This is a genomic window from Sphingobacteriaceae bacterium GW460-11-11-14-LB5 (assembly GCA_002151545.1).
GTDB lineage: Bacteria > Bacteroidota > Bacteroidia > Sphingobacteriales > Sphingobacteriaceae > Pedobacter.
Genome location: CP021237.1, coordinates 408,188 through 434,492, shown reverse-complemented (window position 1 = coordinate 434,492; position 26,305 = coordinate 408,188). Strand labels below are relative to the sequence as shown.

The window sequence follows — 26,305 nt, the reverse complement described above, 5'->3', positions numbered from 1 at the left end:
GGCAAACGAAATCTCGAACCTTTATTAATTTTTAGCTTAAGAAGTTTAGAAGTTGGTATTTAAGCTCACGCAATTATTTAAATGAAAAAAACTGTAGAAAGATTACTGGTAAAAACATTGAAGATGATGAACGTTGATTTATTGGCACATGCACATGTTCAAGCTGGTGCTGGTCATAATTGTTATCAATCTGGAGAATTCTTTGTTGCCGATGTTGTTATTGCTAAACTATTAGGTAATACGCCAAGTATAATATTTGATGTTGGTGCGAATATTGGAGAGTATACAAAAATGCTAAATGTTAAGTTTCCGAATGCTAAAATACACTCATTTGAACCAGTTTTAGTAACTTTTCTACAGCTTAAACAGCATGTAGACCATCCAAATATTATTTTAAACAATTGTGGCTTCGGGGAAAAAGCCGAAGAGCTCGAACTTTTTATCAGTTTAGATAATGAAAATAGCGCAATGGCAACCCTTTATCCTGAAGCGCTAGGGTCGATATTTCAACAATTTAAAGAAACAGAGATCGAACCAACAAGATGTAAGTTTATTACAATTGATCACTATTGTACAGAGAATAAAATTCTTTCCATCGATTATTTAAAAATTGATGTTGAGGGTCATGAATTAAAAGTGCTAAGGGGTGCCATTGAAACCATTAGAAAGGATGTTGTAAAGCTAATTCAATTTGAATTTAATGAATTTAATATCATTTCAAAAAGCTTTATGAAAGACTTTTATAACACTTTACCAAACTATTCTTTCTTTAGGATTATGGCTTCAGGTCATTTATATCCATTGGGAGAATATACCTCATCTCATGAGATTTTTAGATATCAAAATATACTAGCCATTCATAATTCAGTTAAGATTAACCTAAATAACAGCTTTTTCAAAAAGCCCCTAAGCTAATGATGAAAAGTAATATCTCAAAATCATTAAGATAAAACATGATTACTCCAAATCAGACTACTTTAGTAATTTTTACATGTGAGGGCAAGGAACATCTTCTCCCAAAGTGTTATGAAAGTTTTATACAAAATTGTGATTATACGTTTTCGCAAACAATTTTAGCCGTTGATGGGGTAATAGATGAGAACGTAATACGAAGTATTAAACCAGATCTGATTGTTCAAAACTTTAAAAGAAAGGGATATGTTTTTAACATTATTAATGCGCTTAACTGTATTAAAACTGATTTCTTTTTTTGGTTAGAAGACGATTATTATTTTAACCAGCCGGTAAATCTTAACCGGATAGTGGATGTGTTAACCAAACATAAAAACTGGTCGACCATTTTTTTAACAAAAATTGAACCCTTGAAAGAGGAACAGATGCTAAAGCATTATTTTGATGAGTTTTACTTGCCCGAATATGGGTTATCGGTTTCTCCTTCATTATGCCGCACGCAGTATATAGTTGATGCAATTAAGCAAATGATAGATTTTCCCAAATCTGATAAAACAACAACCTATGGATTTGAAACATTTATTTCAGATTATCTGATTCAAAATAATTTTCCGTTTGCATTAATGGATTCCGGGCCCATCCCTCATGCCATCCATCTGGGTGCACTGGAAAGTACTAATCGAAAATTCCATATGATTAACTCACTTGAAGACAATGATTCAGAAAATCAGAAAAGCTATATATCAGGCTTTGGATCCGATAAAAAAATAACTTACAAAAATAAAGTTAATATTTTATTAAAACTTTGGTATGCTACACTGCTACTAAGTGTAAAGCTTTTTAAAGATAGAGAAGCCTACGATTTTGCTTTCAGAATCTATACCGCTAAACTAAAAAAATTCAAATCTTAATGAGCCTATTTTCATTAATCAACAAATTATTGGTTTCAAATTTAAATAAGGCTAAAATTATTGAGGTGAGTTCGCATTATATCTTAAGAGAAAAAATTAATCAAAACAGCTTGATTTTTGACCTTGGCGCCAACAAAGGTAATTTTTACCGCAATATGCAACAAAGATTTGGAGGTCATTATATCGCAGTAGAAGCATCCTTATCATTATTTCAAGTACTCCCAAAAATTAACAATGTTGATGTGTACAACTATGCGCTGGGAAATACAAATGATGATGTAACTTTTTATCTTTCGAGTAATAATGAAGCGAACAGTATGGACAAGAATATTGCCGGAGTGTGGGGAACGGAAAATCATGAAATCGTATCAGGAATAACCTTTGACAGCTTAATTGAAAAACTCAATATCCAAAAACAGATCGACCTTGTTAAAATAGATATTGAAGGCGCAGAAATTGCAATGTTAGATGATTTATCTGCCCAAACATTAACTAAAATTGCGCAGATATCTGTTGAATTTCATGACTTTCTCAACCATGATGTAACAAGTGTAAAAAGAATGGTTAGTAAATTAAAGAAAAATCATTTTTTCACATTAAAAATCTCAAATCAAGACTGGCGGGAAGTTTTATTTATCAACACAAAACTCATTAAATTAAATGGAAATCAATTTTTCAGGCTAGCTGTTATACATCCCTTTCTACAACTTTTAAAAAGTTTTCATATTTATCTGGGAAGGAAAATCCGTTCATGATTCGAAGAATTAAAAATAGCCTGGTTTTTAGATTACCACTTGTTTACAAGAAAATAATAGAACAATACAGCTTAGCTATTAGAAAGAATAAAGTTCAGGATCAAGACTTTAATTTAACAATATTAGTTGGAAAAGCACAGCTATCAATGCTTCGGGAAACTTTGAACAGCATCATTAAAAATTTCAGGGATATTCCATCTATTTTCATTTTTACTGATAATAATTTAAGTCCTGAAGAATGTTATAAAGTTTTAAATTGGCAGCAACAAACTTCGATAAACATCATCAGCGCCAATGACTGTATTTCCTTTCATAAAGAAAATCAAGATTTAGTATCTTTCGCAAAAATGAATCCAATGGGCTTAAAGCTCGCTGCAATATTACAGACAGCCGCTCAGGGCAAGCCTGTATTGTATTGTGACACGGATGTACTATGGTTTGGCGACCCAAAACATCTGATTAATGAGATGCTGGCCAATGATCAAATATCACTTAGCTTATCTTATGATTTTCAACCTGCTTACGATCAGGCTTTGGTAGAAAGAGGGAATTTATCCATATTAAATAGTCCGCCCTATTTTTGCGCCGGCATTTTGTTGTATAAATTAACAACTAAGACCATTGAAGAAAATCTGGCGAGAATATTACCACTGGTTGCAAAAGAATCAAATCATTTTTCCGAGCAAACTATTTTTTCATATTTAAACAAAATTTGCGGAGGCTTCGGAATGGACGAACAAGAATTCCAAATTAGCCTGAAAGATCAATATCATTTTTTTCCAAATAAAAACAACCCCATTGCCAGGCACTACATTGGCCCCGTACGACATTTATTTTGGCGAGATGCGTTTTTTATGCGAATTGGATTACTCAAAAAATAACGCTTGAATAAAAACATCATAACAATTGCAACCGGTAAAAGCTTATATATAAGCCTTGCTGTAAACTTAGCCCGTTCCTTTTTTTACTGGAACAAGCACACAACCATTAAATTCTATATGGTTACCGACCAAGCCAGTTTAATTCCGAAAGACATTCTTGAGTATATACAAATCATAAAAATAAAATCTGGAGAATTGGGCGAGGGATTTTCAACGAAATTGCATTTAGATAAATTAGCCCCGTCCGGACAAACTTTGTTTATTGATAGTGATTGTTTAATATTTGGCAATATAGATGGGATCTTTGATAGATTTAAAGGTAAGGATGTAAGTGTAATTGGCGGATATATTAATGAGGGTGAATGGTTTGGAGATATTAAATCCATCTGTAAAAAATTTAATGTCCCTTGTCTTCCAAAATTTAATGGCGGCATATATTATTTAGAAAAAGGTCAAAATGCATCTAAAGTATATGAAGATGCGCGCCGATTAGAAAAAGAATATGATGCTATTGGCTTTAAAAGATTAAGAAACAAACCCAACGATGAAGTAATAATGGCTTTAGCCATGCAACTCAATGGAATGCATACAATACCTGATGATGGGACAATAATGAGCGATCCACAAGCTTGTCCTGGAGGTTACAAAATTGATTTAATTAATGGCTCGAGGTATTTAATTAATCCTCCTGCACCTAGTCCACTGCACCAAAACTGGTATCCGTTCACTACAGTAACGCCACTAATCGTTCATTTTTTAGGTTATTACACGCAACATTATCCTTATGAAAGAGAAGTGTTAAGATTAAAATTAAAAATGGAGAATAAACTTAATCCCATCTCTAATTTTTTCACTATCATTAAAATTGAATATGGTGAGCGAATTAAAATCTTTGGCAAAAGTATGCTAAGACCTTTATATAGGTTATTATTTGGTACAAATACAATTAAAAAATCAGAACGACTTTAAAAGTTTATCCATGGTTGATGTTTCGATAATTATACCTACCTATAACCGATTCTGGTCTTTACCAAGGGCTATTGAAAGTTGCAGGAAGAACTTTTGTAAGATTGAAATTATTGTTGTTGATGACGGAAGTACTGATGAAACATGGGAATGGCTGCAAACTCAAAATGATATTGTTAAGATCAATCAAAAAAATCAAGGCCAGACTTATGCTGTTAATACCGGGACTAATATTGCCAGAGGGAAATATATACGTTTTTTAGATAGCGATGATTTTCTTGCAGATGGAATCATTGATCTTCAATTTAAAGAAGCTGAATTGAAAAATGCAGATTTGGTTTGTAATAGGGTTGATGATTATTTCCAAGAAACGGGCAGGATAATTGAACATGCTGATGTCAACTGGGATGATTTTTTAACTGTTCAATTGGGTAATACTTACGGCAGCCATTTTTTAGGAATGTTATTTAAAACCGACTGGGTTAAACTTGTTCCCCGCCGACCAGATTTTGCATTGCGGGAAGACAGAATGTTTATTTTAGAATATGGGCTGTTAAATCCACGAATCGCCTATTTATCAGGTTGCGCTGGTTATTGGGTTAAACACCATAACCAGATGAATAATAGCTATAATGGCTTATCTTCTCAAGCAGCAAATTATCAACACTTAAACATTTATAAAAAAATAATAATGAGGTTGAGTGAAACAAATGACCTGACAGTTTCAAGAAAAATTGCAACTAGCGAAAGTCTTTTTTCTTTAGCAGAATGGATTGCCCGAAGCGATTTAAAAACATCCATCGCAATGATTAACTGGGCAAAAGAGTTGAACCCGGATTTTAGTATCAACAGAAAAGATAACATTGGAAAACTATATACATTTTTTGGTTTTAAGCTTACACATCAGTTATTAAACCTAAACCGCTCAATTAAAGCCTTATTTTAAAGTTATGGTGATTAATGAAACATTAAGTTTAAACCGTTATCAATGGGCCTCATCATTTATCAATAACCTTACAGAAGTTGAGCCAGTTGTATTCGATATAGGCGCAAAAGATAGTATAATTACAAGCTCCATTACAAAAAAGATCAAATATCAGGGATTTGATATGGCACCCGAAATAACTTCTATAAAAACATGGAATATTAATAATGAACTACCTGAACTATCTAATAGCGCTGATTATGTGTTATTATTAGAAGTTGTTGAACACTTAACAAATCCATGGAATTGTTTATCAAACTTAGCCAAAGTATTAAAACCGGGCGGAAAGCTAATATTAACCACACCAAACCCTTTTTGGAGCGAATCGAGATTTACCTTATTTGCAGAGGGAAAAATGCCCTGTTTTACAGTTGCAGATTTAGAATTAAACCATCATGTGTTTACACCCTGGCCCCATGTTATTGAGCGATTATTAACTGATAATGGTTTTGTAATTGAACAATGGAACATGCTTGATGGAAAAACCGCTCTTTTCGACAGGAATCTAATTAAAAATCCATTTAGAATTTTTAAACGGTTAGCAAAAAGATATTTAGAGCTTAGGTCACCTATGGCCTGTGGGATGAGCTATGGCCTTGTTGCCAAAAAGAAAATGGAAGCTGATATTAAATAGTGTGACAAAATCACAAATACCGTATTTGAACGCTGTACAGACCCTAAGGGGTTTTGCTGCTTGTCTTGTCTTACTTCATCATATTTGGATGTTTTACCCTAAAATCCCTTTTCTATACCTGGCTATGCAAAAGATGTATTTGGGTGTTGAAGTATTTTTTGTCATTTCGGGATTCATCATACCATACTCCATGTTTGCTGCAGGATATGAACTAAAAAACATTGGCTTATTTTTATGGAAACGCATCTTAAGAATCGATCCTCCATATTTAGTGATGATTGCCATTACCTTAATCATTAATTTTTCACTAAACAGATCAAACGTCATTAGCTTTAATAATCTCCTTTTACATGTTGCCTATTTAATCCCATTCACACATGAAAAATGGATATCCAGTGTTTTCTGGACCTTAGCAATAGAATTTCAATACTATCTTATTATTGCCTTCATATTTCCCCTGCTTATACATAAAAACAGATGGGTGATACTATTTACAATTTCTGCAATTTTAAGTCTTAATTTGATAAGCCATAGTATGGATTTTTTACCCAGGTGGGTTACTTATTTCGTAATGGGGATTGTTACATTTTATTTTAAGATAAATAAAATAAATAGAAATGAGTATATAATTGCCATCCTTGCCTTAGGGATCCTGCTAAAATTTCAAATCAGTACAATGTTTGCACTGGTTGGAATAATGTCAGCATTTTATCTGGCTTTTGCATCGTTTCTAAATAGAATAACCGATTTCTTTGGGAAAATATCTTATTCGCTATATATCTCACATTGGTCCTTTTTACCCTTGATTAGTTATTTTCTTGTTAAATCAATCGGCATTAATCCCAATTTTCATGTCATTTTGTTCTTATTGTCGTTTATGATCTGCATTATAATTGCCTATATATTTTACTTATTTATTGAAAAATATTTTGCAGAAAAGTCAAAAAAAATCAGCTATCATAAGAAAGCAAAAATGTTAACAGACCCTAATTATGCCAGCTATTAATATTTTTTATTCTGAACCAAACTCAGACCGCTGGATTAAATACGACAGATATCCTCGTCAACTAATTAGACGTATAATAAGAGGGAAACATAAACCTGGCGGTCAAATGATGGTCGCTTTGGAATTGATGAAGGGCCTGGATAAGCTAAAAATACCATATCGATTCAATGATTATAGCTATGCAAGGAAACATCCTCATGAATTAATAGGAGTAATTGGTAAATCTCATTTAATATTTGAGAAAAAGTTTAAAAATCCAATTTTATTCGGAGCAAGTATATTTTCACATGCTATTGAATCTCCTGATTTATTACAAAAATATAGTAACATTAAAGAAGTGCTTGTTCCGGGAGATTGGATGAGGAAAATGTTTGAGCCTTATTATGGAGCAAAAGTAAAAACCTGGCCTGTGGGCATAGATACGGAAAAATGGAATCCCAAAATAAAGGAAAAATTTAAGTATGATTTTTTAATTTATAATAAAATACGCTGGCAGAAAACACATTTCAAAGAACAACTTGTTGAACCAATAGAACAAACCTTAACAAAAAACAACTTAACTTTTACATCTATCGTTTATGGTGAGTACAAGCATGAAGATTTGTTAGAAAAACTGGCTAAAAGTAAGGCTGTAATTTTTTTATGCGAACACGAAACCCAGGGTCTGGCTTATCAACAGATTTTGGCTACCAATACACCCATTTTAGCATACGACCAACAAGATTTTTGGCTGGATCCATACTATTATCCCGAGAAAGTTAAATTCGGCCCTGTAAGTTCTGTCCCCTATTGGGATAATAGATGTGGTGTAAAATTTAAAAAAATTGAAGAATTTGAAGTAAAACTTTTAGAATTTGTTTCCAAAAAAAACGAAAATCAGTTTAAACCACTTGATTATATTTTAGAAAATCTTACACTCGAAAAATGTGCACAAGAATATTATCATATTTACACATCATTAGCCAATACACTTCATAAATAATGATAGGTTTATTTTTATATAATGAAGTTGATTTAAACGCTGAAATCGCAGGTGGAGTCCAAATTTGCTCTAAAGAGTTTTTATCAATTATTAAAAATACGGTTGACGAACTTCATTTTTTTAAGGTGAGGCATAGCAAATCAATATTGTTCAGAATCCTTTATAAATTAAATCTCGATAATTATTTGAGCTATCAGCCTCATCATTACAAGCAACAATTAAAAGCCGTACTAGAAAACAACAAAATTTCTCATGTTTTTATAAATAAGTCAGAATTACTTCGTTTTTCTAAGTTGATTAAAGAATTTCAGCTCCAAACTATCCCTAAAATTATTATCATGTCTCATGGTAACGAAAGTGGAGATCTTTTGGGAAATTTGACCAATCCTAATTCAATTTTTAACCGGTTTTATGCTTTTTTTGGTAAAATTAAATTAGGGTTAAATCTTTATACAGAATCTCTATACAGGAAAAACTATGTTGATCTGGTTTGTACAATGTCTGAAGAAGAAAGTGCTATCGAAAAGTGGTTGGGTATCAATAATCCATTTTATATATCAAGACTTATAAATAAAGAAGAAAATATAATTAGAAACCCCACAAAAAATATATTTGGGTATGTTGGCACCCTCAACCACACGCCAAATATTTTGGCTTTAACCCAGCTTTTTGATCTTTTAAAAAAAACAGGAATAAATTCGGAAATTAGAATTGTTGGACAACCCATCCATATTGGAAAAAATCTGGAAGCGAAATATTCATTTGTAAAATACCTGGGTGGATTAAAAGATGATGAGTTATTGCTTGAAGTTAAAAACTGGAAATATTTTATTAATCCAATCTTTTATTATTCCAGGGGTGCATCCATGAAACTAGCTAAAGCTATAGAATGGCAAATACCAATTATTACCACAATTGCGGGTAAAAGAGGATACGTTTGGCAAGAAGGAAGTTTGATCGAAACTGGAAATACTCCTATTGAATTCGCCAATGAAATGTTAAAACTTGAATCCGATTCAATTCATTATAATACCTTAGCCATTGAAATCAACAAAATAAAACAAAGTACCCCTACCGCATTACAGCAGGGCAAAAAGCTGAGGGCTCTATTAACAGGCAATCCTTTTATATAATTGAAAAAAGTTCTTATTATTTCTCCTTATTTCCCACCATGTAATGCACCCGATATGCAGCGGGTAAGAATGAGCCTACCTTACTTCGAGAATTACGGTTGGACTGCTGAAATTGTAACGGTGAATGCTAACTTTGCTGATCTTGTAAAAGAAAATCTTCTGCTCAATTCAATACCAAGAAAGATAAAAATACATACTGTTAGCGCCTGGCAAAAAAGTTGGACAGGTAAATTCGGTTTAGGAAGCATTGCCTTAAGATCATTATATTTTTATTGGAAAAAAGTTAATCAGATTTTAGAAAAAGAGTGCTTTGACCTAATCTATTTTTCTACTACGCAATTTCCAGTTTTGGTTTTGGGCAATTATTGGAAAAAAAAGTACGGCGTTCCTTACGTTATTGATATGCAGGACCCCTGGCATTCTAATTACTACCAGGATAAACCTAAAAACCAAAGACCTTCTAAACATTGGTTCTCATATAGATTAAATAAATTTCTAGAACCCATAGCCATGAAAAGAGTAGGCGGTTTAATCAGTGTTTCTCAAAGCTATTTAGACACCTTAACCGTACGTTACCCCCGCTTAACCCACCTTCCGAAAAAGGTAATAACTTTTGGATTTTTCAAACCGGATTTTGATCTGGTTAAAGAAAATTATGATTCTTTTGATCTACCTTATCTTAAAGAAAATGGTATTTTCAATTTCGTGTATATTGGCAGAGGGGGAGCAGATATGAAAGATTCTTTAAAACTGTTATTTACCGCATTTAAAAAAGGGCTAGCTAAGCAGCCTGAAATCTTTGATAAGATCCGGTTTCATTTTATTGGCACAAGTTATGCACCTAATGGACAAGGCATTCCTAGCATTATGCCTATTGCTCTTGAAATGGGAGTTTTAGAATATGTGCATGAGCAGACCGATCGCATCTCCTTTTATCAGGGTATTTATTCATTGCTAGAAGCAGATCATTTATTGATCATTGGTTCGAACGACCCACAATACACTGCATCAAAAATATTTCCTTATATTTTAGCTGAGCGGCCGCTTTTAGCGTTTTTTAATGTGAAAAGCAGCGCTTATCAAATTATAGCTGACAATAATGCCGGAATAGTTATTCCCTTAGGTTTAGAAATGAAAGATTTAACAGAACAGGTTTACCAGTATATTTTGCGTGTTGCTGGCGGTCAGCGAAAAAAAAATGAAGTAAATTGGGACAACATTAATCTATATTCTGCCGAAAACATGTGTAAAAGTCAGTGCGAATTGTTTAATCAAGTAATTAACAATTAACCATAACAATACATCTCTATTTTAACGAAGTTTTTAATTGAAAAGGTTAGCCATTATTATAACACATCCTATACAATATTATTCACCTTTCTTTGTGCTATTGGCTAAAGTATGTGAGTTAAAGGTTTTTTATACTATCGGAAAAGATAAAGCCCTTAGCTATTTTGATCCTAATTTTAAAAGAGAAATTAAGTGGGATATTCCTTTATTAAATGATTATGCTTATGAGCTTGTAACCAATACGTCTAAAGATCCAGGTTCGCATAGCTATAAGGGAATTGTTAATCCCAGCCTGATTAATAACATTAACAAATTCGATCCTGATATTATTTTAATTTATGGATGGGCTTATCATGGCCACCTATCGGCAATGCGCTATTTCAAAAATAAAATCCCAATTTGGTTTAGAGGTGATTCTAATTTGCTCGATGAGGGCAATAATAATTTCAAAAAATATTTAAGGTATTTTTTTCTAAAATGGCTTTATCGGCATATTGATAAGGCACTTTACGTTGGAATGGCAAATAAGGCTTATTATAAAAAATTTGGCATTAAAGATCATCAGTTAATCTTTGCTCCTCATTCCGTTGATAATAAGCGTTTTGCAGAAAACCGTTCTATGGAGGCAGAACAATTCAGAAAAACACTGGGTATCAGACCTGAAGAAATACTTATCCTGTTCGCAGGCAAACTTGAGCAAAAAAAAAATCCAGAACTTTTATTGAATGCGTTTATAAAAATGGATGTAAAAACCACGCATTTGCTTTTTGTAGGAAATGGAGTACTAGAGGAAAATTTGAAATCGAAGGTTGAGTGTTTAGGAATTAGCAGCGAGGGATTAGCGGAGAAAATGAAAACTAAGCCCTCCTTAGACTATACTCTGAATGACGGTATCAAAAGAAGAATTCATTTTATGGATTTTCAAAATCAAAGTACAATGCCAGTCGTATATCAGGCCTGTGATCTATTCTGTTTACCTTCTCAAGGACCTGCTGAAACCTGGGGTTTAGCTGTTAATGAGGCGATGGCAGCTGGAAAGGCTGTTCTGGTATCAACTATGGTTGGCTGCGCAATAGATCTGGTCAAAACATCTGTAAATGGAGAAATATTCAAATCAGGAAATATTGAAGATCTGATTAATAAATTGAGCACATTAACAGATGATAAAGAAAAATTAGCACAAATGGGAGTAGCATCCCAGCAAATAATTCAAAACTGGTCGTTTGAAAAACAGTTAGAAGCAATTGTTAATACGATTAATAATAACATTGATGCAAAATAACAATCCTACCAGACTTATATTAACTTTATTCTTCCCGGTATTAATTTCCTATTTATTGGTAAATAGTCCGATCATATCTTATTTTGTAGCCTGGTTTGGTTCACTCTTTATCTTTTATACTACCATTTTGTCACCAGCTGCAATTATTAATAAGGACTTACCCATCCATAAGCAAATTATGCGACCCATCTTTTTAACGCAGCTGATTTTTGCAGGCTTTATGTGTACTACATCTATATTTTACTTTATGGATCATTTAGGTTACCGGTATCTAACAGAAGTTAATTATGGCGCACAATTTAAAGAAAGTGAACAAACCTCACTCATTGCCAGTTGCCAACGGATGAGTTTATTGGGACATGCTGCGTTGGTTGCAGGCATGCTATTGGTAAGAAAGAATACCATCATAATTAAAAGTGCTAAAACTTTTGAAAATGATGATTTTTTAATCTGGCTCAGTATTATTGTTTTCGGGATTGGTTCAATCTGCCAACGTTTTTCCGGACTTAGTCAAATTTCTCTTCCCCTTACCATTATCGGAATTTCATGCGCAGCCGTACTATTCGTTAAGGGATTTACGGCAAAAAATATCAGATATCTTAGTATAGGGGCTACTATTTTCATCCTTAATTTTATACATGCCTCTCTATCCGGATATAAAGAACCAATCATTATCAATGTGATCCTTATAGCTTGTGTATTTTTTCCCTATTATAAAAAGGCCATACTTTATTTGAGCATTCCTGTCGCTTACATATTACTTTATTTCCTACCAACTTATAATAACACTGTAAGACAGAGCTGGGGTGGAGAAGTAAGTGCGGAGGAAGCACAAAACCAAGCTTTTGAAAACCTTGAGTCTAAAAACGAGGAACAAATTGAGGATACTAACTGGGGCTTCCTTACCAAAAGGCTGAGTGAGATTGAGATGTTTACTCAATTTGTAGACTATGTACCTGACCATCATCCTTATTATGATTGGGAAATAGTTGAAAATTCTTTGGAAGGACTCATACCCCGGATTTTTTGGTCAGGGAAACCCAATATGGAAACAGTTTCGATGCAACGCGTTTATGATGCCGGTGTTGCACATCCTCTGTCGACAGTTTCAGCTAAAACCCGCCCAATTGTTGATGCCTATTTAAGTTGGGGGATTGTTGGGGTATTGTTTTTCATGCTCTTATATGGAATGATGGTCCAACATTTTTCTGATTTAGCTGAAAGTTTATTCGGTGGCTACGAACTGGGCTGTGTAATTATGTTTAACAGTATTTTTCAAGGCCTTTGGCGGGGAAATAACTTCGAATTTATGTTCAATAATATTTTTTGGGGTTATGTAATTATGTGGTTCCTGTTTTACCTGCTCAGAACCATAAAGGTATTGAAGCCTGTGTTTGATTAAGAGGGTTAGTTGTTTTAAAGAATTTACATTGAAAATTATTCACATTACTGCTTCTTACAAACCTGCGTACATTTACGGCGGGCCTATACAGAGTGTTGGGAAGTTGTGCGAAGCCTTAATTGGGTTAGCGGTGAGCGGTGAGGAGTTAGGCATTAATGATGTGCAGATATTAACGACAACGGCAAATGGAACAAATGAGCTCGATGTGGCAATAGGTAAACCTGTACTGGTTGAGGGTGTAAAGGTTACATATTTTAAACGCTGGTCAAAAGATCACAGTCATTTTTCGCCGGGATTGTTACTGAGACTAAGGAAAGAGATCCGTCGACAGGCTCAGAATGACAGTAATACTAAACGCCAAACCCCAAACGCCAAACTCATTATCCACATTCATGCCTGGTGGAATTTGGTTTCGGTATTAAGCTGTTTAGTGGCCAGATGGTATAAAGTCCCCGTGCTTTTGTCACCGCGTGGAATGCTCACCTCTTATACATTTGGTAACCGGAATTCCTTTTCGAAAAAAATCATTCACAACTTACTGGGTAAACAGTTATTAAAATATTGCCATATTCACGCCACTAGCGAACAGGAGAAGACAGATATCCTTAAAATAATTACGCCAAAAAGCATCAAAGTCATTCCTAATTTGGTCAGTTTTCAGTTTTCAACTTCCAGTTTTCAGATATCAACTAATGACATATTTCGCTTACTCTTCCTCTCCCGTATTGAAGAGAAGAAAGGGCTTGAATTACTTTTTGACGCCTTAACTCTTGTCGATATTCCATGGAGATTAACTATTGGAGGCACAGGGCAGGAAGAATATATACAAGGTTTAAAAGACAAGGCTGAAAAGCTAAAACTTAGCGCACGAATTAATTGGCTCGGACTGATCAGTAATGAGGAGAAGTTTAACTTAATGGCCGCTCATGATTTAACTGTGCTCACCTCTTATAACGAAAATTTCGCTAATGTGGTGGTTGAAAGTTTAAGCGTGGGCACACCTGTGTTGATCAGCAAATTTGTTGGTCTTGCTGATTATGTGGCAGATAAAAACCTGGGATGGATCACGGGGCTAAACATTGAAGAGATCAAAACCGGAATAATTTCGGCCCAGCTGGATATTGAAAAAAGAAAGGCAATCAGGACGACTGCTCCATTACAAATCAATACTGATTTTAACGATGATGTTTTGGCTAAACAATACGTCGACTTTTACGAAGAAATTTTAGCTACTCCATCAGCAATTAATCCTTAAATGAATCAAAATTTTAGTTTTATCATATTAACCTTTAATGAGCAGATACATCTGCCCAGATTACTGGAATCGATTAAAAAACTAAATGCCAAGGTATTTATTTTAGATAGTGGAAGCACTGATGAAACCTTGAAAATTGCCGAGCACTATGGCGCTGAGGTAAAACAAAATCCTTTTATAAATCACCCAAAACAATGGGATTTTGCCTTAAAAAATTTTAAAGTAGAAACACCATGGACGATTGGCCTCGATGCGGATCAAACAGTTACCCCTGAGCTGTTCGAAATGCTGGCCAACTTTAAAGAGGAAGACCACGCTGATGTTAATGGTATTTACTTTAACCGCAAAAATTTCTTTCAGGGAAGCTGGATCAGGTTTGGCACCTTCTATCCCTTTTACCTTTTAAAAATGTTCAGGACTGGGGTCGGTTTTTCTGATCTGAACGAGAATATGGATCACCGTTTTATTGTACCGGGGAAAACCGAAATCTGGAAAAAAGGATGGATTTTAGAAGAAAACTTAAAAGAAAACGATATAACCTTTTGGAAAGCTAAACACGAACGCTACAGTGATCTGGTTGCGCAGGAAGAAGTAGAAAGGATGTTAAAGCTGCGTACACAAAGTTTAAAGCCCAACCTATTGGGCAGCCCTGACGAAAAACGGGCATGGTTAAAACAATTGTGGTGGAAACTCCCTCTTGGATTTCGCCCCTATCTTTACTTTAGTTACCGGATGTTTTTTAAACTCGGTATATTTGAGGGCGCCACAGGTATCAAATTCCATTATCTTCAAGGTTTCTGGTTTAGAAAACTGGTAGATAAAAAAATTAAAGTCATTCAAAAAAACAGAAGTTAAATTTATAAATGCCGATAATATATGACTCCAGAAGAAGCAAAAAAAGAAGCGAATAAAAAGGCCATCAAATTTGTGGTTGCCCTGTTTATCTTATATATCCTGTTCAGCCAGGGAAATCTGTTTATGAATAGTGTAATGACACCTGGTTCCAGATTTCATAATGCCTATATTGCTGATCACTTTGATTATATCCAGGGTTTGAAAACAGCATTAATAGTACCAGCGGTATGGATTATTAAAGCTTTCGGCTTTTACGCCATTTATAACGAAATGGATGTAATGGTTGTAGCCGGCCCCTATCTCCGCGTCAATTATTCCTGCCTTGGCCTTGGTGTGATGAGTTTTTTAGCCGCTTTCGTACTTGCTTTTCCTGCATCATGGAAATCGACTTTTAAAATGCTCATCATCGGTTTTATTGCGATTTACGTTCTGAATGTATTACGTATTGCAGGTCTGGGTGTATTACTCGGATTCTTTAAATCGCAGCGGAACAATTTCACCTATCACCATGAAATTTTCAATATTATTGTATACATCTGCATTTTCGCGATGTTATATTTGTGGATCAGAAAAAGCAACAAACTAGCTAAAAATCAAACCATTGCCAACAACAGATAAAGCGGAAATTTTGCTAAAAACACAGCTACATAAAGATTTTGATACCGGCAATTTTAAGGTGGGCGCTTCTATTGTTAAGCAGTTTTTGTGGTACTTTACAGATGTTATCTTTTTTAAGAGCCGCATCATGCCAGTCAGCGCGGTATTGGTTGCTTTGTTACGGTTATTCGGTGCCAGGGTGGGTAAAGAGGTACGCATCAAACCTGGTATCCACATTAAATATCCATGGAAACTGGAAATTGGCGATTATAGCTGGCTGGCTGATTGTTATATAGACAACCTGGACCAGGTAAAAATCGGCAAAAACTGCTGTATTTCGCAGCAGGCTGTTCTGATTACCGGAAATCACAATTATAGCAGCACAAATTTTGACTTAATGACTGGTCCTATTGTGCTGGAAGATGGAGCATGGATAGGTGCCGCAGCTAAAGTTGGCCCCGGGGTAACCTTGCACAGTCATGCAGTTTTAACGATGGGAAGCATGGCAACAAAAGATTTGTTGCCTTATGTTATTTACCAGGGCAATCCTGCCCTGAAGGTTAAAGGCCGTGTAATGAACTGATAATACTTTAACCTAAACAGAATAGCTTAAGCGGATTACAAAAAAAGTAATCCGCTTTTTTTTGTCGTCAACTCATTATATTGATAAATATCAACAGATTTACATTTCTTTGGCACAAGAAATTACCTGATATAAAAAAATTATCTAGACATTTGTACAGTCTGTCGTCCTAAACCTAGTTAAGTGATAAATTTTAAATTAATGAAGAATAAGTATTCCTTATCTTCAAATCTTATTTTAATTACTTTTTTAATCGGCATCGTAAATCTCTTTTTCTACGATTATAAGAGTACGCAGGAACTGGTTATTTTTATATCGATCCTTATCACGCGCTATCTGCTTTTTATCCTAATCAAACGCAGGTTCCAATGGAGCAAATATTTGCTGGTCTTAATTATTATCAGGAGCATATACCGCCTGTTCATTGTAATGGGTGAAGCAGATATTAGCCCGGTGACCAAGATAAACCTCTCACTACAGGTGGTTATTTCCATACTGGCATTTGCAATCCTGTATGTTTTCCCAAAGCTAAAAGGGTGGATAAATGAGCGAAGGAGATATTTTTCTGCGACAGGGCTGCCTAACACCCAGCATTAGTTTTTATTTGAAGCATCAAGAGAACACGTTTTAAGCATATTGTAAAGGACAACTATTTTATTGGAAAAATAGTATAATTGCTGAAAGCAATCCAAAACAAAATGAATGTTATCCTGGCCTCTACCTCTACGCTGTTTGGCGGCAATTATCTGGAATACCTAAAAGATGAGCTTATTACGCTCTTTTCCGGGGTAGATGAAATTATATTTATTCCTTTTGCTAGGCCGGGAGGTATTTCGCATGAAGAATACACAACCAAAGCCCGCGATTTTTTCTCAAAACTTAATATCAGCGTTAAAGGCCTGCACGAATTTAATGACCCTATTGTGGCCATCCATCCTGCCAAAGGCTTTTTTACCGGTGGTGGTAATACTTTTCTGCTGGTCAAAACCCTGCATGAGTTGGGACTGATGAGTCCCTTAAGTGAAAACATTAAACTGGGCAAACCTTATTTGGGTTGTAGCGCCGGAAGCAATATTGGCGGCCTGAATATGAAAACCACCAATGATATGCCGATTGTGTATCCTCCTTCTTTTGATTGCATGGGCCTGGTTCCTTTCAACCTTAACCCGCATTACCTTGATCCAAATCCGGAGTTAAAACATAACGGGGAAACCAGAGAAACCAGGATCATGGAGTTTCTAACGCAGAACGAAATAAAGGTAGTTGGACTACGCGAGGGCAACTGGATCAGGATTTTGGGAAAGGAAATTACTACGCAGGGAAGTGAAGATACCAGGATTTTTGAAACAGGCAAAGCCCCATATGAGCTTTCACCAGGTAGTTCGTTATTGTAATTGGCAATTTAAATAAAACGCTAAATAGCTACAAGTGAGGATGGAATTAGGATCATCGACTTGTAGCCATTATGTTTCTCACCGATAAGAACGGTGATCTTATAAAGTCAATTACATTTTAATTATAAAGCTAAGGATCTGCTCTTTTTTCGTGAACGAAGATATATCACTAGTCCGCCGAAAGCTACGATCAATATTACAGGGATAATTAGTGTAGCCTGCAGGATTTCAGGGCCTGCCAGATTTTTAGCATTGGCCAGCGCCTGCCCTGATGCAGAACTTTCCGGCGCTTTTAAATAAGTGTCAAGCGAGGCTCCGGAAGGTAAATGTTTAACGATCAGGTTATCGTAAAAACTTCCCATAAACATCGTATAAATAGAAACCGCAAACATCCCTGCCCCGCCCATCAGGTTTAGGCCCAGCGCTCCCGATTTCGGAACATTCTCAGCTACAAAACCGATCATCGTTGGCCAGAAATAACAAACACCTATACCGAAGATAATGGCAGCGAAGAAAACGGAATTTCCGGTAAAAGTGCTCAACATGTAAAGCCCAGCCGCAGCAAATATTGCTGATAAGAGCAATACACCCTGAGGAGCAAGACGGTGAACCACAGGTTCGGCAAAACCGCGGCCGATTACCATAATTCCGGTAGTCAGGGTGAGTAATAAAATAGCATTGTCCGTTACGTTTTTGAGTAGTAAACCGATCCATTGACCAGTAAACAACTCGGTAATGGCGGTACCGAACATGCAAATGAACATAAAGATAAACAATGGCGAAAGTACTGCTTTATACATATCTGAACTGGAATAACCAGAGGATACCTTTCGGTAACCGGAAAATCCAGTTTTGAAAACAGGTACCCGTAAATCAAAGTAGGGATAATCATCATGGCAACCTGCACTTTCCAGCCCAGTCCGAGTTGGACAAACAAGGTCACCAGCAAAGTGCCAATCACAATACCTCCAGGAAACCACAGGTGAAAATGATTTAAGCGAGTGGTTTTATTTTCCGGGTACAAAGCAGCAACCAGCGGATTACAGGCGGCCTCTACCGTACCGTTGGCTATACCGATCAATAGGGTAGATAAAAACAGGCTCCAGTAACCCTGGGCAAAAATAGTGAGGACGATTCCGACCAGATGAAAGATAAAGGCCATCACCAGCAAACGTTTCATGCCGATCATATCAACTACAAATCCTCCAACCACAATAGCCAGCGGAAATCCCCAGAAGGCCGCAGCTGTAATGGTGCCCAATTGGCTGGTACTTAATTGAAAATCGGTCCCCAGCTGGTTCATGATCCCCGCACGGATACCGAAGGAAAGGGAAGTTACCAATAATGCCAGGCAGCTTGCCCAGAATAGTTTGGTCGTTTGAATGTTAAGCATATGTTTAGGTTTATATTGGTTTTAATTTTGGAATGAACAAAAGTTTTTTTCTTAATTCAGAAATAGCTCATCTACAAAGAGCCAGGCTGGTTGTCCCTTAGCCGGATGCCATTCAGGTAGTTTCTTGAGGTTTTTGGCCACAATTTTCAGACAGGAAATACGCTGAGACTTGAACTTAGCCTCAATTTTAATGAACTCCCGTTCCTCCATTTTTTTGGGGATATCGGGTCTTAACCTTCCCAATAAATGCAGTTTATTCTGAGTTGCCCCACCCCATACCTCCACATCGGTAGGTGGGAATATGTACGGTTGTATCTGCTTCATCACATGTAAGGTTATCGACTGCAGGGTTACGGGTTGCTTAAAATACAGCATCGCCTCCATATTATTTTCCCTGAAAGCGATCCACTTACCCAGGTTGAAATCATAATCTCCCAATTGATTGTCGATCAAAACCTTTGCTCCACCGGCCCTGTATTTCTCATTGGCCGGCAATAAAAATGATATGCTATCGGGTTTATAGGTGCTCCTGTAAAAATTAGCGACCAGCACATCACTGCCATACCAGCCGGCTTTATATGCTTTAGCCTTTATGGTTGTATTCCCGCTCAGGACAATTTCCTTGTTATAGATAGGAGATTTCAGGCTGTCAGGTTCAGTTCCATCTGTAGTATACCTGATTTTAACCCCGTTGATCAGGTGTTTCATCTGCAGGGTAATGGCATCTTTGAAAACTGTTATATCCGTATTTAGGCGTGGCTTATTTAATTTAACGGGGTGTTTTCCATCATCCTTAAAACCAGTTACTACAGTCAGGTTCTTGTTTATTTTTTGTAGCTGAGACACTTCTGCCTCACTTAAACCCGTGTTCCATAAAGTCAGCTGCCTGAGTCCACCCATATTCAAAACCTGTTTGACAAGATTATAACTGACTTTGGTACCAGAGAGCGACAATGCATTTAAATGAGGCAAGATGACCAAATGTTTTAATCCCGTTCCTGTGATGTTCGTAAAATTCAGGTTCAATTTACGCAGGTTTTCGAAGCCGGAGATGATTTTCAGGTCATCATCGCTTACCGGCATGCCGCTTAAGTTTAAGGATATGATCTGTTTTTTGACCTCACTGAGTTCCTTTAACACCGACGGTTTATAAACACTTTTATTATAAATATTCACCGCCAGTGCCGGTGATTCCTTCGCTAAGGAATAGACATTCCTGTAGTTATTGTTTAACTTTTTAACAGTGCTTTCATCTGCTGCAGCAAATTCGAATTTCTCTTCGGGAGTCTCAACAGGAGCCAAAAAGGTCGTTGCCAATAACCTTAAAGAATCAGTTGCAGGCAAGTCCACGACTTTCTTCTTCATTTCGGCATTGTTTTTTACCCAAAGTTTCAAAAGCTGTATTTCTTTTTCGGTCAATTGGGATTTTCCTCTTGGAGGCATATGTTTTTTTTCATCCAATGGCAGGTGTATCCGTTCTATTAGCAAACTAAGCTCGGGTTTGCCGGGCACAAACAGCTTCCCCGTTTTCCCGCCTTTAAGAATTGCCTGGGCATTATCCATGATCAGATTGCCTTTAGCCTTTTCGATATTGTGACAACTTAGACATTTCTGAGAAAATATCGGCATCACCACATCTTCAAATACTTTTGCCTGCTCCAGTGGAACTTTAGCGCTTTCTGCAGGGCTACTTACCGGTTCGAGCACGAAATTGTCTCCATGGGTCAACGCCGCACCATAATGGCCCGCTAGGATTACAGAAAGTATGGTAAGCACAGCACCGCCTCTTGCCACGGGCAGTTTATACCAGGCAGCATTCCTGCAGTAATAAATAAAGGTGGTGATGAAAACGATACTAACACCCGTCCATTTGTGCCATTGCAATATATTTCCGGAATACCCTTCCTCTTTAGAGAGGAATAGCCCCATGATAACGGTTACTGCAGAAAAAAGGGTACCAGCAAGCAGTAGCCAGGAAGTAAAATCATGGTAGAGTTTTTCTTTGGCATAGGTATCTTTAAAACGGAAAAACTCCAGCAGCATCGCCAATAGCAAAATAACGATCGGAAAATGTAATACCATAGGATGCATTCTTCCCAGAGGCTGTAACCAATACGGCACTGCAATCCTGTTGCCAAAGACCAGCAGAAAAATAATAAAGGCATTTGCCATGAACAGCACATTCTCTGCAAAACCCTTGAGTGTGATCTTCATTATATGCGTGTGAATTTGTAAGGATAAACTTTTCCTGATGCCCACTGCGCTACATAAAGGTTTTCATCATTATCCACGCAGACATCATGTGGATTCAACAATATCTTTTCGGCCTGGGCCATTGGCTGCAATACACCATCTTTGTAAACCGGGAGCGTTCCGCCAACATTGGATATCACTTTATTGTTTTTATCCAAAATGGTCATAAAGCCGCTTCCATCCTTACCCAGATCAGGTGAGCGTAATACCGCTGCATACAGGTAATCATTTTTGATCACCGGTCTGCAAACACAGGCGCCCGGGAGGGTGATAACTTCTTTCAGGTTACCTTGCAGATCAAAACGTTTAAAACAGTTGCGGGTACGGTCTGTGACCAGTAACGATGGTGTTCCACTTCGTTTATCAATACACACACCATGTGCATTGTCAAGATGTTTGGTTTCCGTTCCCCTGCCCCCGAAATAACTGAGTAATTTACCATCGGCACTATAATGAAATACATACTGCTGACCATAACCGTCTGCAATAAAAAAATCGCCGTTATCAGCTACTGCGGTTTCAGTAGGCACAAATTCCTCTTTCTTTTTATACAGCCCGGTTTCCATCGGGTAGTCAATAGTCATCAGGATCTTGCCATCCAATGTGGTTTTATAGACTTGATGGCGCGCTGTATCGGTGATAAAAAGAAATTCTTTCCCGTTTTCTTTTGCCAGGGTAAGCCCATGGCCACCAGGAAATTCATGTCCCCATGAGTCAAGCAGTTTTCCTGATTTATTATAAATGAGAATATTGTTTTTGGTCTCGTTGGTCAGCAGGATAATCCTTCCTTTAGCATCCTGCACCATCTCATGACAATCGTTTACCGGATGTTGCAGAGGATTCAATTGTCCCCACTTGGTATCCAGCATATAACGCATGGTATTATGTCCGTATACAGGTCCTTTAGGTTTTGCCAGCAGATCTTTGGCAATAAAAAAACTTGCTGAAACTACTGTAGTATGCTTTATAAATTTTCTTCTGTCCATAAACGGAGTCTATATTAAAATGTCATTGATTACCTTACCGGATACATCGGTCAGCCTGTAACGGCGGCCCAGATGTTTGAATATCAGTTTCTCGTGGTTTAATCCGAGTTGGTGCAGAACGGTAGCCTGAAAATCATGCACATGTACAGGGTCTTTAATGATGTTGTAACCAAATTCATCTGATTCGCCATGCACGATCCCGGGTTTTACCCCTCCACCGGCCATCCATATGCTAAAACAGCGTGGATGATGGTCGCGTCCGTAATTATCTTTGGTCATTTTACCCTGAGAGTAATTGGTTCTGCCAAATTCACCTCCCCAAATCACCAGGGTTTCGTCCAATAACCCGCGTTGCTTTAAATCGGTAATCAATGCAGCAGAAGCCTGATCTACATCTTTTGCCTGCCCGGCCATTTCGTTAGGCAGGTTTCCATGCTGGTCCCATCCCTGATGGTAGAGCTGTACAAAGCGGACACCGTTTTCACTTAGTTTTCTGGCAAGCAGACAATTGGCTGCAAAGGTTCCCGGTACCAGGCAATCTGATCCATAGAGTTTGATGATATCATCCGGTTCCTTGGAAAGGTCGGTGATTTCGGGTACCGCAGTCTGCATCCGGTAGGCCATTTCATATTGCTGCACTTTTGCATTGATCTCCGGATCTCCGAACTCTTTGTAGGAAAGATCGTTCATCTCCGCCAGCTTATCGAGCATTTTTCTCCTTTCAAACCTGTTCAGTCCTTCAGGATCCTTAAGGTAGAGTACTGGATCTTCACCACTGCTGAAGTGTACCCCCTGATGGGTTGAATCCAAAAAGCCATTAGTCCATAATTTCGAGTATACCCCTTGCCCGTTACCTTTGCCACGCGAGAGCAGAACGGTAAAAGCGGGCAGGTTCTTATTTTCACTGCCCAGCCCATAACTCAGCCAGGCCCCCATACTTGGCCTATTGCCTTGTTGTGCACCGGTTTGAAAGAAAGTTAAAGCCGGATCATGGTTTATCGCCTCGGTAAACATGGATTTAATGATACAGATATCATCAACTACCTTTGCTGTATGCGGAAACAGGTCGCTTATCCACGCCCTGGATTCGCCATATTGTTTAAAATCATAATAGGATCCCACCAGCGGAAAGGATGCCTGATTGGCCGTCATCCCAGTAAGCCGCTGTCCGGCACGGATGGATGCCGGAAGTTCCTGCCCCATCATCTCCCTGAGTTTGGGTTTATAATCAAAAGACTCCAGCTGTGAGGGTGCCCCGTTCTGGAACAGGTAGATTACTCTTTTGGCTTTTGGTGCAAAATCAGGAAGACCGGCTAAAATATCGCCATCATCTAGGGCCCCTGAAAAAAGATCGGGCATTAATAAGGAGCCCAGGGCAACGCTTCCAAGTCCTAAACTTAGCCTGGACAGGAAACGACGCCTGTTAAAGTTAAGGCCATGTTCTAAGAAATCCTTTTCCATATATCAGGTTTTTGTAATCGTTTCCTCTAGATTATAAATGGTGGTAATCACCTCCATCATTGCGGCCAGTGTGACCTTATTGACGTTTTTAGCAAGGGGATATTCGCCCACGGCCAGTACTTTTTCTGCATCTTTCCCCTGCTCAAATACCTTTTGCTGATCTGCATAATAAGCTATGAGCAGTTTTATTTCCTTTTCGTTCGGCATGCGGCATACAATCAGCCTGAATGCTTTCCTGATTTTTGCCTCAGTCGTATTCTTTTCCTGTAAAAGCTTTGCTGCCAGAACGCGTGAAGCCTCCAGTACCGTAGGGTCATTTAACATCACCAGGGCCTGAAGCGGGGTGTTGGTGTTTAAGCGTTTCACCTCGCACTGATCGCGGTTACTGGCATCGAAAATACCCATTGAAGGTGGTGGAACTGTACGTTTGATAAAGGTATACATGCCCCTGCGGTACAAATCTTCAGCATGATCCTGCCGGTAAGCGGCCAATATACCCCGCCCGGATGTTGCTCCTTCCCAAAGCCCGGCAGGCTGATAAGGTTTTACGCTCGGGCCACCTATGGTTTTCACCAATAAGCCGCTACTGGCGAGTACCACATCTCGAATAGATTCCGCCGGGATGCGGTAACGCGGCGCCCGTGCGAGCAAAATATTTTCAGGGTCGGTTTTTAATTTCTCTTTGGATACGATTGCCGACTGGCGATAAGTTGCTGAGGATACCATCTGTTTAACCAGTCGTTTGATGTTCCAGCCATGGTTCATAAAATCTACAGCCAGCCAATCCAGCAGCTCCGGATGAGAGGGAAGTTCACCCTGCATCCCAAAATCACCTGAGGTTTTAACAATGCCGCGTCCAAAAAACTCCTGCCAGATCTGATTCACAAATACCCTTGCGGTAAGTGGATTTTGCTTATCGAAAAGCCATTGGGTTAAACCCAAGCGGTTTTTGGGATATTTATCGCTGAAAGCGAGCAACGATTTCGGGGTGCCCGCCTGTACTTCTTGTCCATGCGCATCGTAAACACCCCTGTTGAGGATGTAGGTTTTACGCAACGTATCTCTATCACCCATTACCGATACAATCAGTCTATTGGTATCTTTCTTATTTACAAAGCTTAGGATCTTTTTGATGTCCTCATTGCTGATTTCCATCAGTGGCTTTTTCGCATAGGTTTCGGGACCACCTACAGTTGATTGAAGTCCGACTTCTTTAACATTGTTAAAAAAAGCATATAGCTGATAATATTCCTTTTGAGAGAAGGGATCGTACTTATGATCGTGGCAATGCGCACATTCAATAGTTGCGGCCAGCATGGCTTTGCCAAAGGTATTCACCCGGTCTGTTACGTATTCAACGCGGTATTCTTCATCTATTACTCCACCTTCTTCGGTGATTTTGTGGTTGCGGTTAAAGCCTGTGGCCAGTAGCTGCTCTTTGGTGGCATTGGGCATCAGATCTCCCGCCAATTGCCAGGTGATAAACTGCTTGTAGGGCATATTGGTATTGAATGCATGGATGACCCAGTCCCTCCAGGGCCATTGACTACGATAGTTATCATCCTGATAACCGTGTGAATCGGCATAACGGGCTACATCCAGCCAATGTAATGCCATCTTCTCCCCATATGCCGGGCGCTGAATGAGCGATTCTACAACTTTTTCGTAGGCATCGCTACTATTGTCGGCCATAAATTTATTCATTGTCTCCATGTCCGGTGGCAGGCCGGTAAGATCGAGGCTGACGCGTTTTAATAACCTTTCTTTGTCTGCCTGCTCATTTGGTTTTAACCCTTTTTGCTCCAGTTTCTGAAGGATGAAATAATCGATTTCATTTTTTGCCCACGCTTTATTTTCTACTTTTGGGATCCGCGGACTTTTTGGGGGCGTAAAGGCCCAGTGCCGCTCATATTTAGCGCCTTGCTTGATCCATTTCTCAATGACGGCAATTTCATGTGCGGTTAATTTGAGATTAGAGGATTTAGGAGGCATAAGCTGCGTTGAATCCTGACTAGATATGCGCAAAAAAAGTTCAGAGGATAGGGGCTTAAACGGGACTAATGCGTGCGCTGAAGGTTTATCTTTCAAAGCTTTATAGGCTTCTTCAGCGATATCCAGTCTTAAATCTGCTTCACGTTTATTGGCATCGGGGCCATGGCAGATAAAACACTTATCGGACAGAATCGGCCTGACATGAAAATTGTAACTGATGCTATCAGGCACCTGCTCCTCGGCGATCTGGCTCGTTGATGAGCTATTGCATGCCTGTATCGCATACACAATAGCCGAAAACAACAGCATTAAATAAATAAGCCTGCGGTTCATACTGATTATATTTGGTTTCGGTCCTCGCTGATGAGATGATCATCGGTAGGGCTGGTATAATAAT

The 26,305-nt window shown here is 37.9% G+C and carries 23 protein-coding genes and 1 pseudogene; 19 read left to right on the top strand and 5 right to left on the bottom strand.

Annotated elements, in window-relative coordinates; all coding sequences use genetic code 11:
- Positions 1-81: 81 nt before the first annotated feature.
- The 19 genes from CA265_01700 to CA265_01610 all read left to right on the top strand — a co-directional run bounded on the left by CA265_01700 (position 82) and on the right by CA265_01610 (position 17,823).
- Entirely contained in the window at positions 82-915 is an 834-nt protein-coding gene (locus CA265_01700) for a hypothetical protein (protein ARS38463.1), read from the top strand.
- 38 nt (positions 916-953) lie between these two features.
- On the top strand, positions 954-1,823 hold the full coding sequence (locus CA265_01695) for a hypothetical protein (GenBank protein ID ARS38462.1): 870 nt from the start codon (positions 954-956) through the stop codon (positions 1,821-1,823).
- Positions 1,823-2,578, top strand: coding sequence for a hypothetical protein (locus CA265_01690; GenBank protein ARS38461.1), 756 nt, complete (start codon positions 1,823-1,825; stop codon positions 2,576-2,578). Before CA265_01695 ends, CA265_01690 begins: the two co-directional genes overlap by 1 nt.
- The gene (locus tag CA265_01685; protein ARS38460.1) at positions 2,575-3,459 is read left to right on the top strand and encodes a hypothetical protein; all 885 of its coding nucleotides are present in this window, start codon (positions 2,575-2,577) and stop codon (positions 3,457-3,459) included. Before CA265_01690 ends, CA265_01685 begins: the two co-directional genes overlap by 4 nt.
- Before the next feature lie 3 nt (positions 3,460-3,462).
- Complete coding sequence (locus CA265_01680; GenBank protein ID ARS38459.1) at positions 3,463-4,428, top strand: hypothetical protein; 966 nt, start codon at positions 3,463-3,465, stop codon at positions 4,426-4,428.
- Positions 4,391-5,371, top strand: coding sequence for a hypothetical protein (locus CA265_01675; protein ARS38458.1), 981 nt, complete (start codon positions 4,391-4,393; stop codon positions 5,369-5,371). Before CA265_01680 ends, CA265_01675 begins: the two co-directional genes overlap by 38 nt.
- Positions 5,372-5,375: 4 nt before the next feature.
- Positions 5,376-6,044 carry a hypothetical protein gene (locus tag CA265_01670; GenBank protein ID ARS38457.1) on the top strand — a complete coding sequence of 223 codons (669 nt, stop codon included), beginning with the start codon at positions 5,376-5,378 and terminating at the stop codon, positions 6,042-6,044.
- Positions 6,001-7,050 (top strand): hypothetical protein, encoded by a 1,050-nt coding sequence (locus CA265_01665; GenBank protein ID ARS38456.1) that lies wholly within the window; start codon positions 6,001-6,003, stop codon positions 7,048-7,050. Before CA265_01670 ends, CA265_01665 begins: the two co-directional genes overlap by 44 nt.
- Before the next feature lie 127 nt (positions 7,051-7,177).
- The gene (locus CA265_01660; GenBank protein ID ARS38455.1) at positions 7,178-8,032 is read left to right on the top strand and encodes a hypothetical protein; all 855 of its coding nucleotides are present in this window, start codon (positions 7,178-7,180) and stop codon (positions 8,030-8,032) included.
- Positions 8,032-9,165, top strand: coding sequence for a hypothetical protein (locus CA265_01655; protein ID ARS38454.1), 1,134 nt, complete (start codon positions 8,032-8,034; stop codon positions 9,163-9,165). The genes CA265_01660 and CA265_01655 overlap by 1 nt, the downstream gene beginning before the upstream one ends.
- Positions 9,166-10,455 (top strand): hypothetical protein, encoded by a 1,290-nt coding sequence (locus tag CA265_01650; protein ID ARS38453.1) that lies wholly within the window; start codon positions 9,166-9,168, stop codon positions 10,453-10,455.
- 37 nt (positions 10,456-10,492) lie between these two features.
- A complete protein-coding gene (locus CA265_01645; GenBank protein ARS38452.1) occupies positions 10,493-11,737 on the top strand; it encodes a hypothetical protein in 1,245 nt (414 codons plus the stop codon).
- Positions 11,727-13,139, top strand: a complete 1,413-nt coding sequence (locus CA265_01640; protein ID ARS38451.1) for a hypothetical protein — start codon at positions 11,727-11,729, stop codon at positions 13,137-13,139. The genes CA265_01645 and CA265_01640 overlap by 11 nt, the downstream gene beginning before the upstream one ends.
- Complete coding sequence (locus CA265_01635) at positions 13,132-14,394, top strand: hypothetical protein (GenBank protein ID ARS38450.1); 1,263 nt, start codon at positions 13,132-13,134, stop codon at positions 14,392-14,394. Before CA265_01640 ends, CA265_01635 begins: the two co-directional genes overlap by 8 nt.
- Positions 14,395-15,249, top strand: coding sequence for a glycosyl transferase family 2 (locus tag CA265_01630; GenBank protein ID ARS38449.1), 855 nt, complete (start codon positions 14,395-14,397; stop codon positions 15,247-15,249). It abuts the gene before it with no gap.
- A gap of 21 nt (positions 15,250-15,270) precedes the next feature.
- Complete coding sequence (locus CA265_01625; protein ARS38448.1) at positions 15,271-15,867, top strand: hypothetical protein; 597 nt, start codon at positions 15,271-15,273, stop codon at positions 15,865-15,867.
- A 10-nt stretch (positions 15,868-15,877) separates the two neighbouring features.
- The gene (locus tag CA265_01620) at positions 15,878-16,429 is read left to right on the top strand and encodes a colanic acid biosynthesis acetyltransferase WcaF (protein ID ARS42855.1); all 552 of its coding nucleotides are present in this window, start codon (positions 15,878-15,880) and stop codon (positions 16,427-16,429) included.
- A 201-nt stretch (positions 16,430-16,630) separates the two neighbouring features.
- The gene (locus CA265_01615; GenBank protein ARS38447.1) at positions 16,631-17,026 is read left to right on the top strand and encodes a hypothetical protein; all 396 of its coding nucleotides are present in this window, start codon (positions 16,631-16,633) and stop codon (positions 17,024-17,026) included.
- A gap of 101 nt (positions 17,027-17,127) precedes the next feature.
- A complete protein-coding gene (locus CA265_01610; GenBank protein ID ARS42854.1) occupies positions 17,128-17,823 on the top strand; it encodes a dipeptidase E in 696 nt (231 codons plus the stop codon).
- 122 nt (positions 17,824-17,945) lie between these two features.
- Here CA265_01610 and CA265_01605 read toward each other — a convergent pair.
- From CA265_01605 to CA265_01585, 5 genes and pseudogenes are all read right to left on the bottom strand, one after another.
- Positions 17,946-19,216, bottom strand: a pseudogene (locus tag CA265_01605) (MFS transporter).
- A 51-nt stretch (positions 19,217-19,267) separates the two neighbouring features.
- Entirely contained in the window at positions 19,268-21,430 is a 2,163-nt protein-coding gene (locus tag CA265_01600; protein ARS38446.1) for a cytochrome C, read from the bottom strand.
- Positions 21,430-22,455, bottom strand: coding sequence for a 6-bladed beta-propeller (locus tag CA265_01595; protein ARS38445.1), 1,026 nt, complete (start codon positions 22,453-22,455; stop codon positions 21,430-21,432). Before CA265_01595 ends, CA265_01600 begins: the two co-directional genes overlap by 1 nt.
- A 9-nt stretch (positions 22,456-22,464) precedes the next feature.
- A complete protein-coding gene (locus CA265_01590) occupies positions 22,465-23,916 on the bottom strand; it encodes a sulfatase (protein ID ARS38444.1) in 1,452 nt (483 codons plus the stop codon).
- 3 nt (positions 23,917-23,919) lie between these two features.
- A complete protein-coding gene (locus CA265_01585; protein ID ARS38443.1) occupies positions 23,920-26,241 on the bottom strand; it encodes a hypothetical protein in 2,322 nt (773 codons plus the stop codon).
- Positions 26,242-26,305 lie beyond the last annotated feature (64 nt).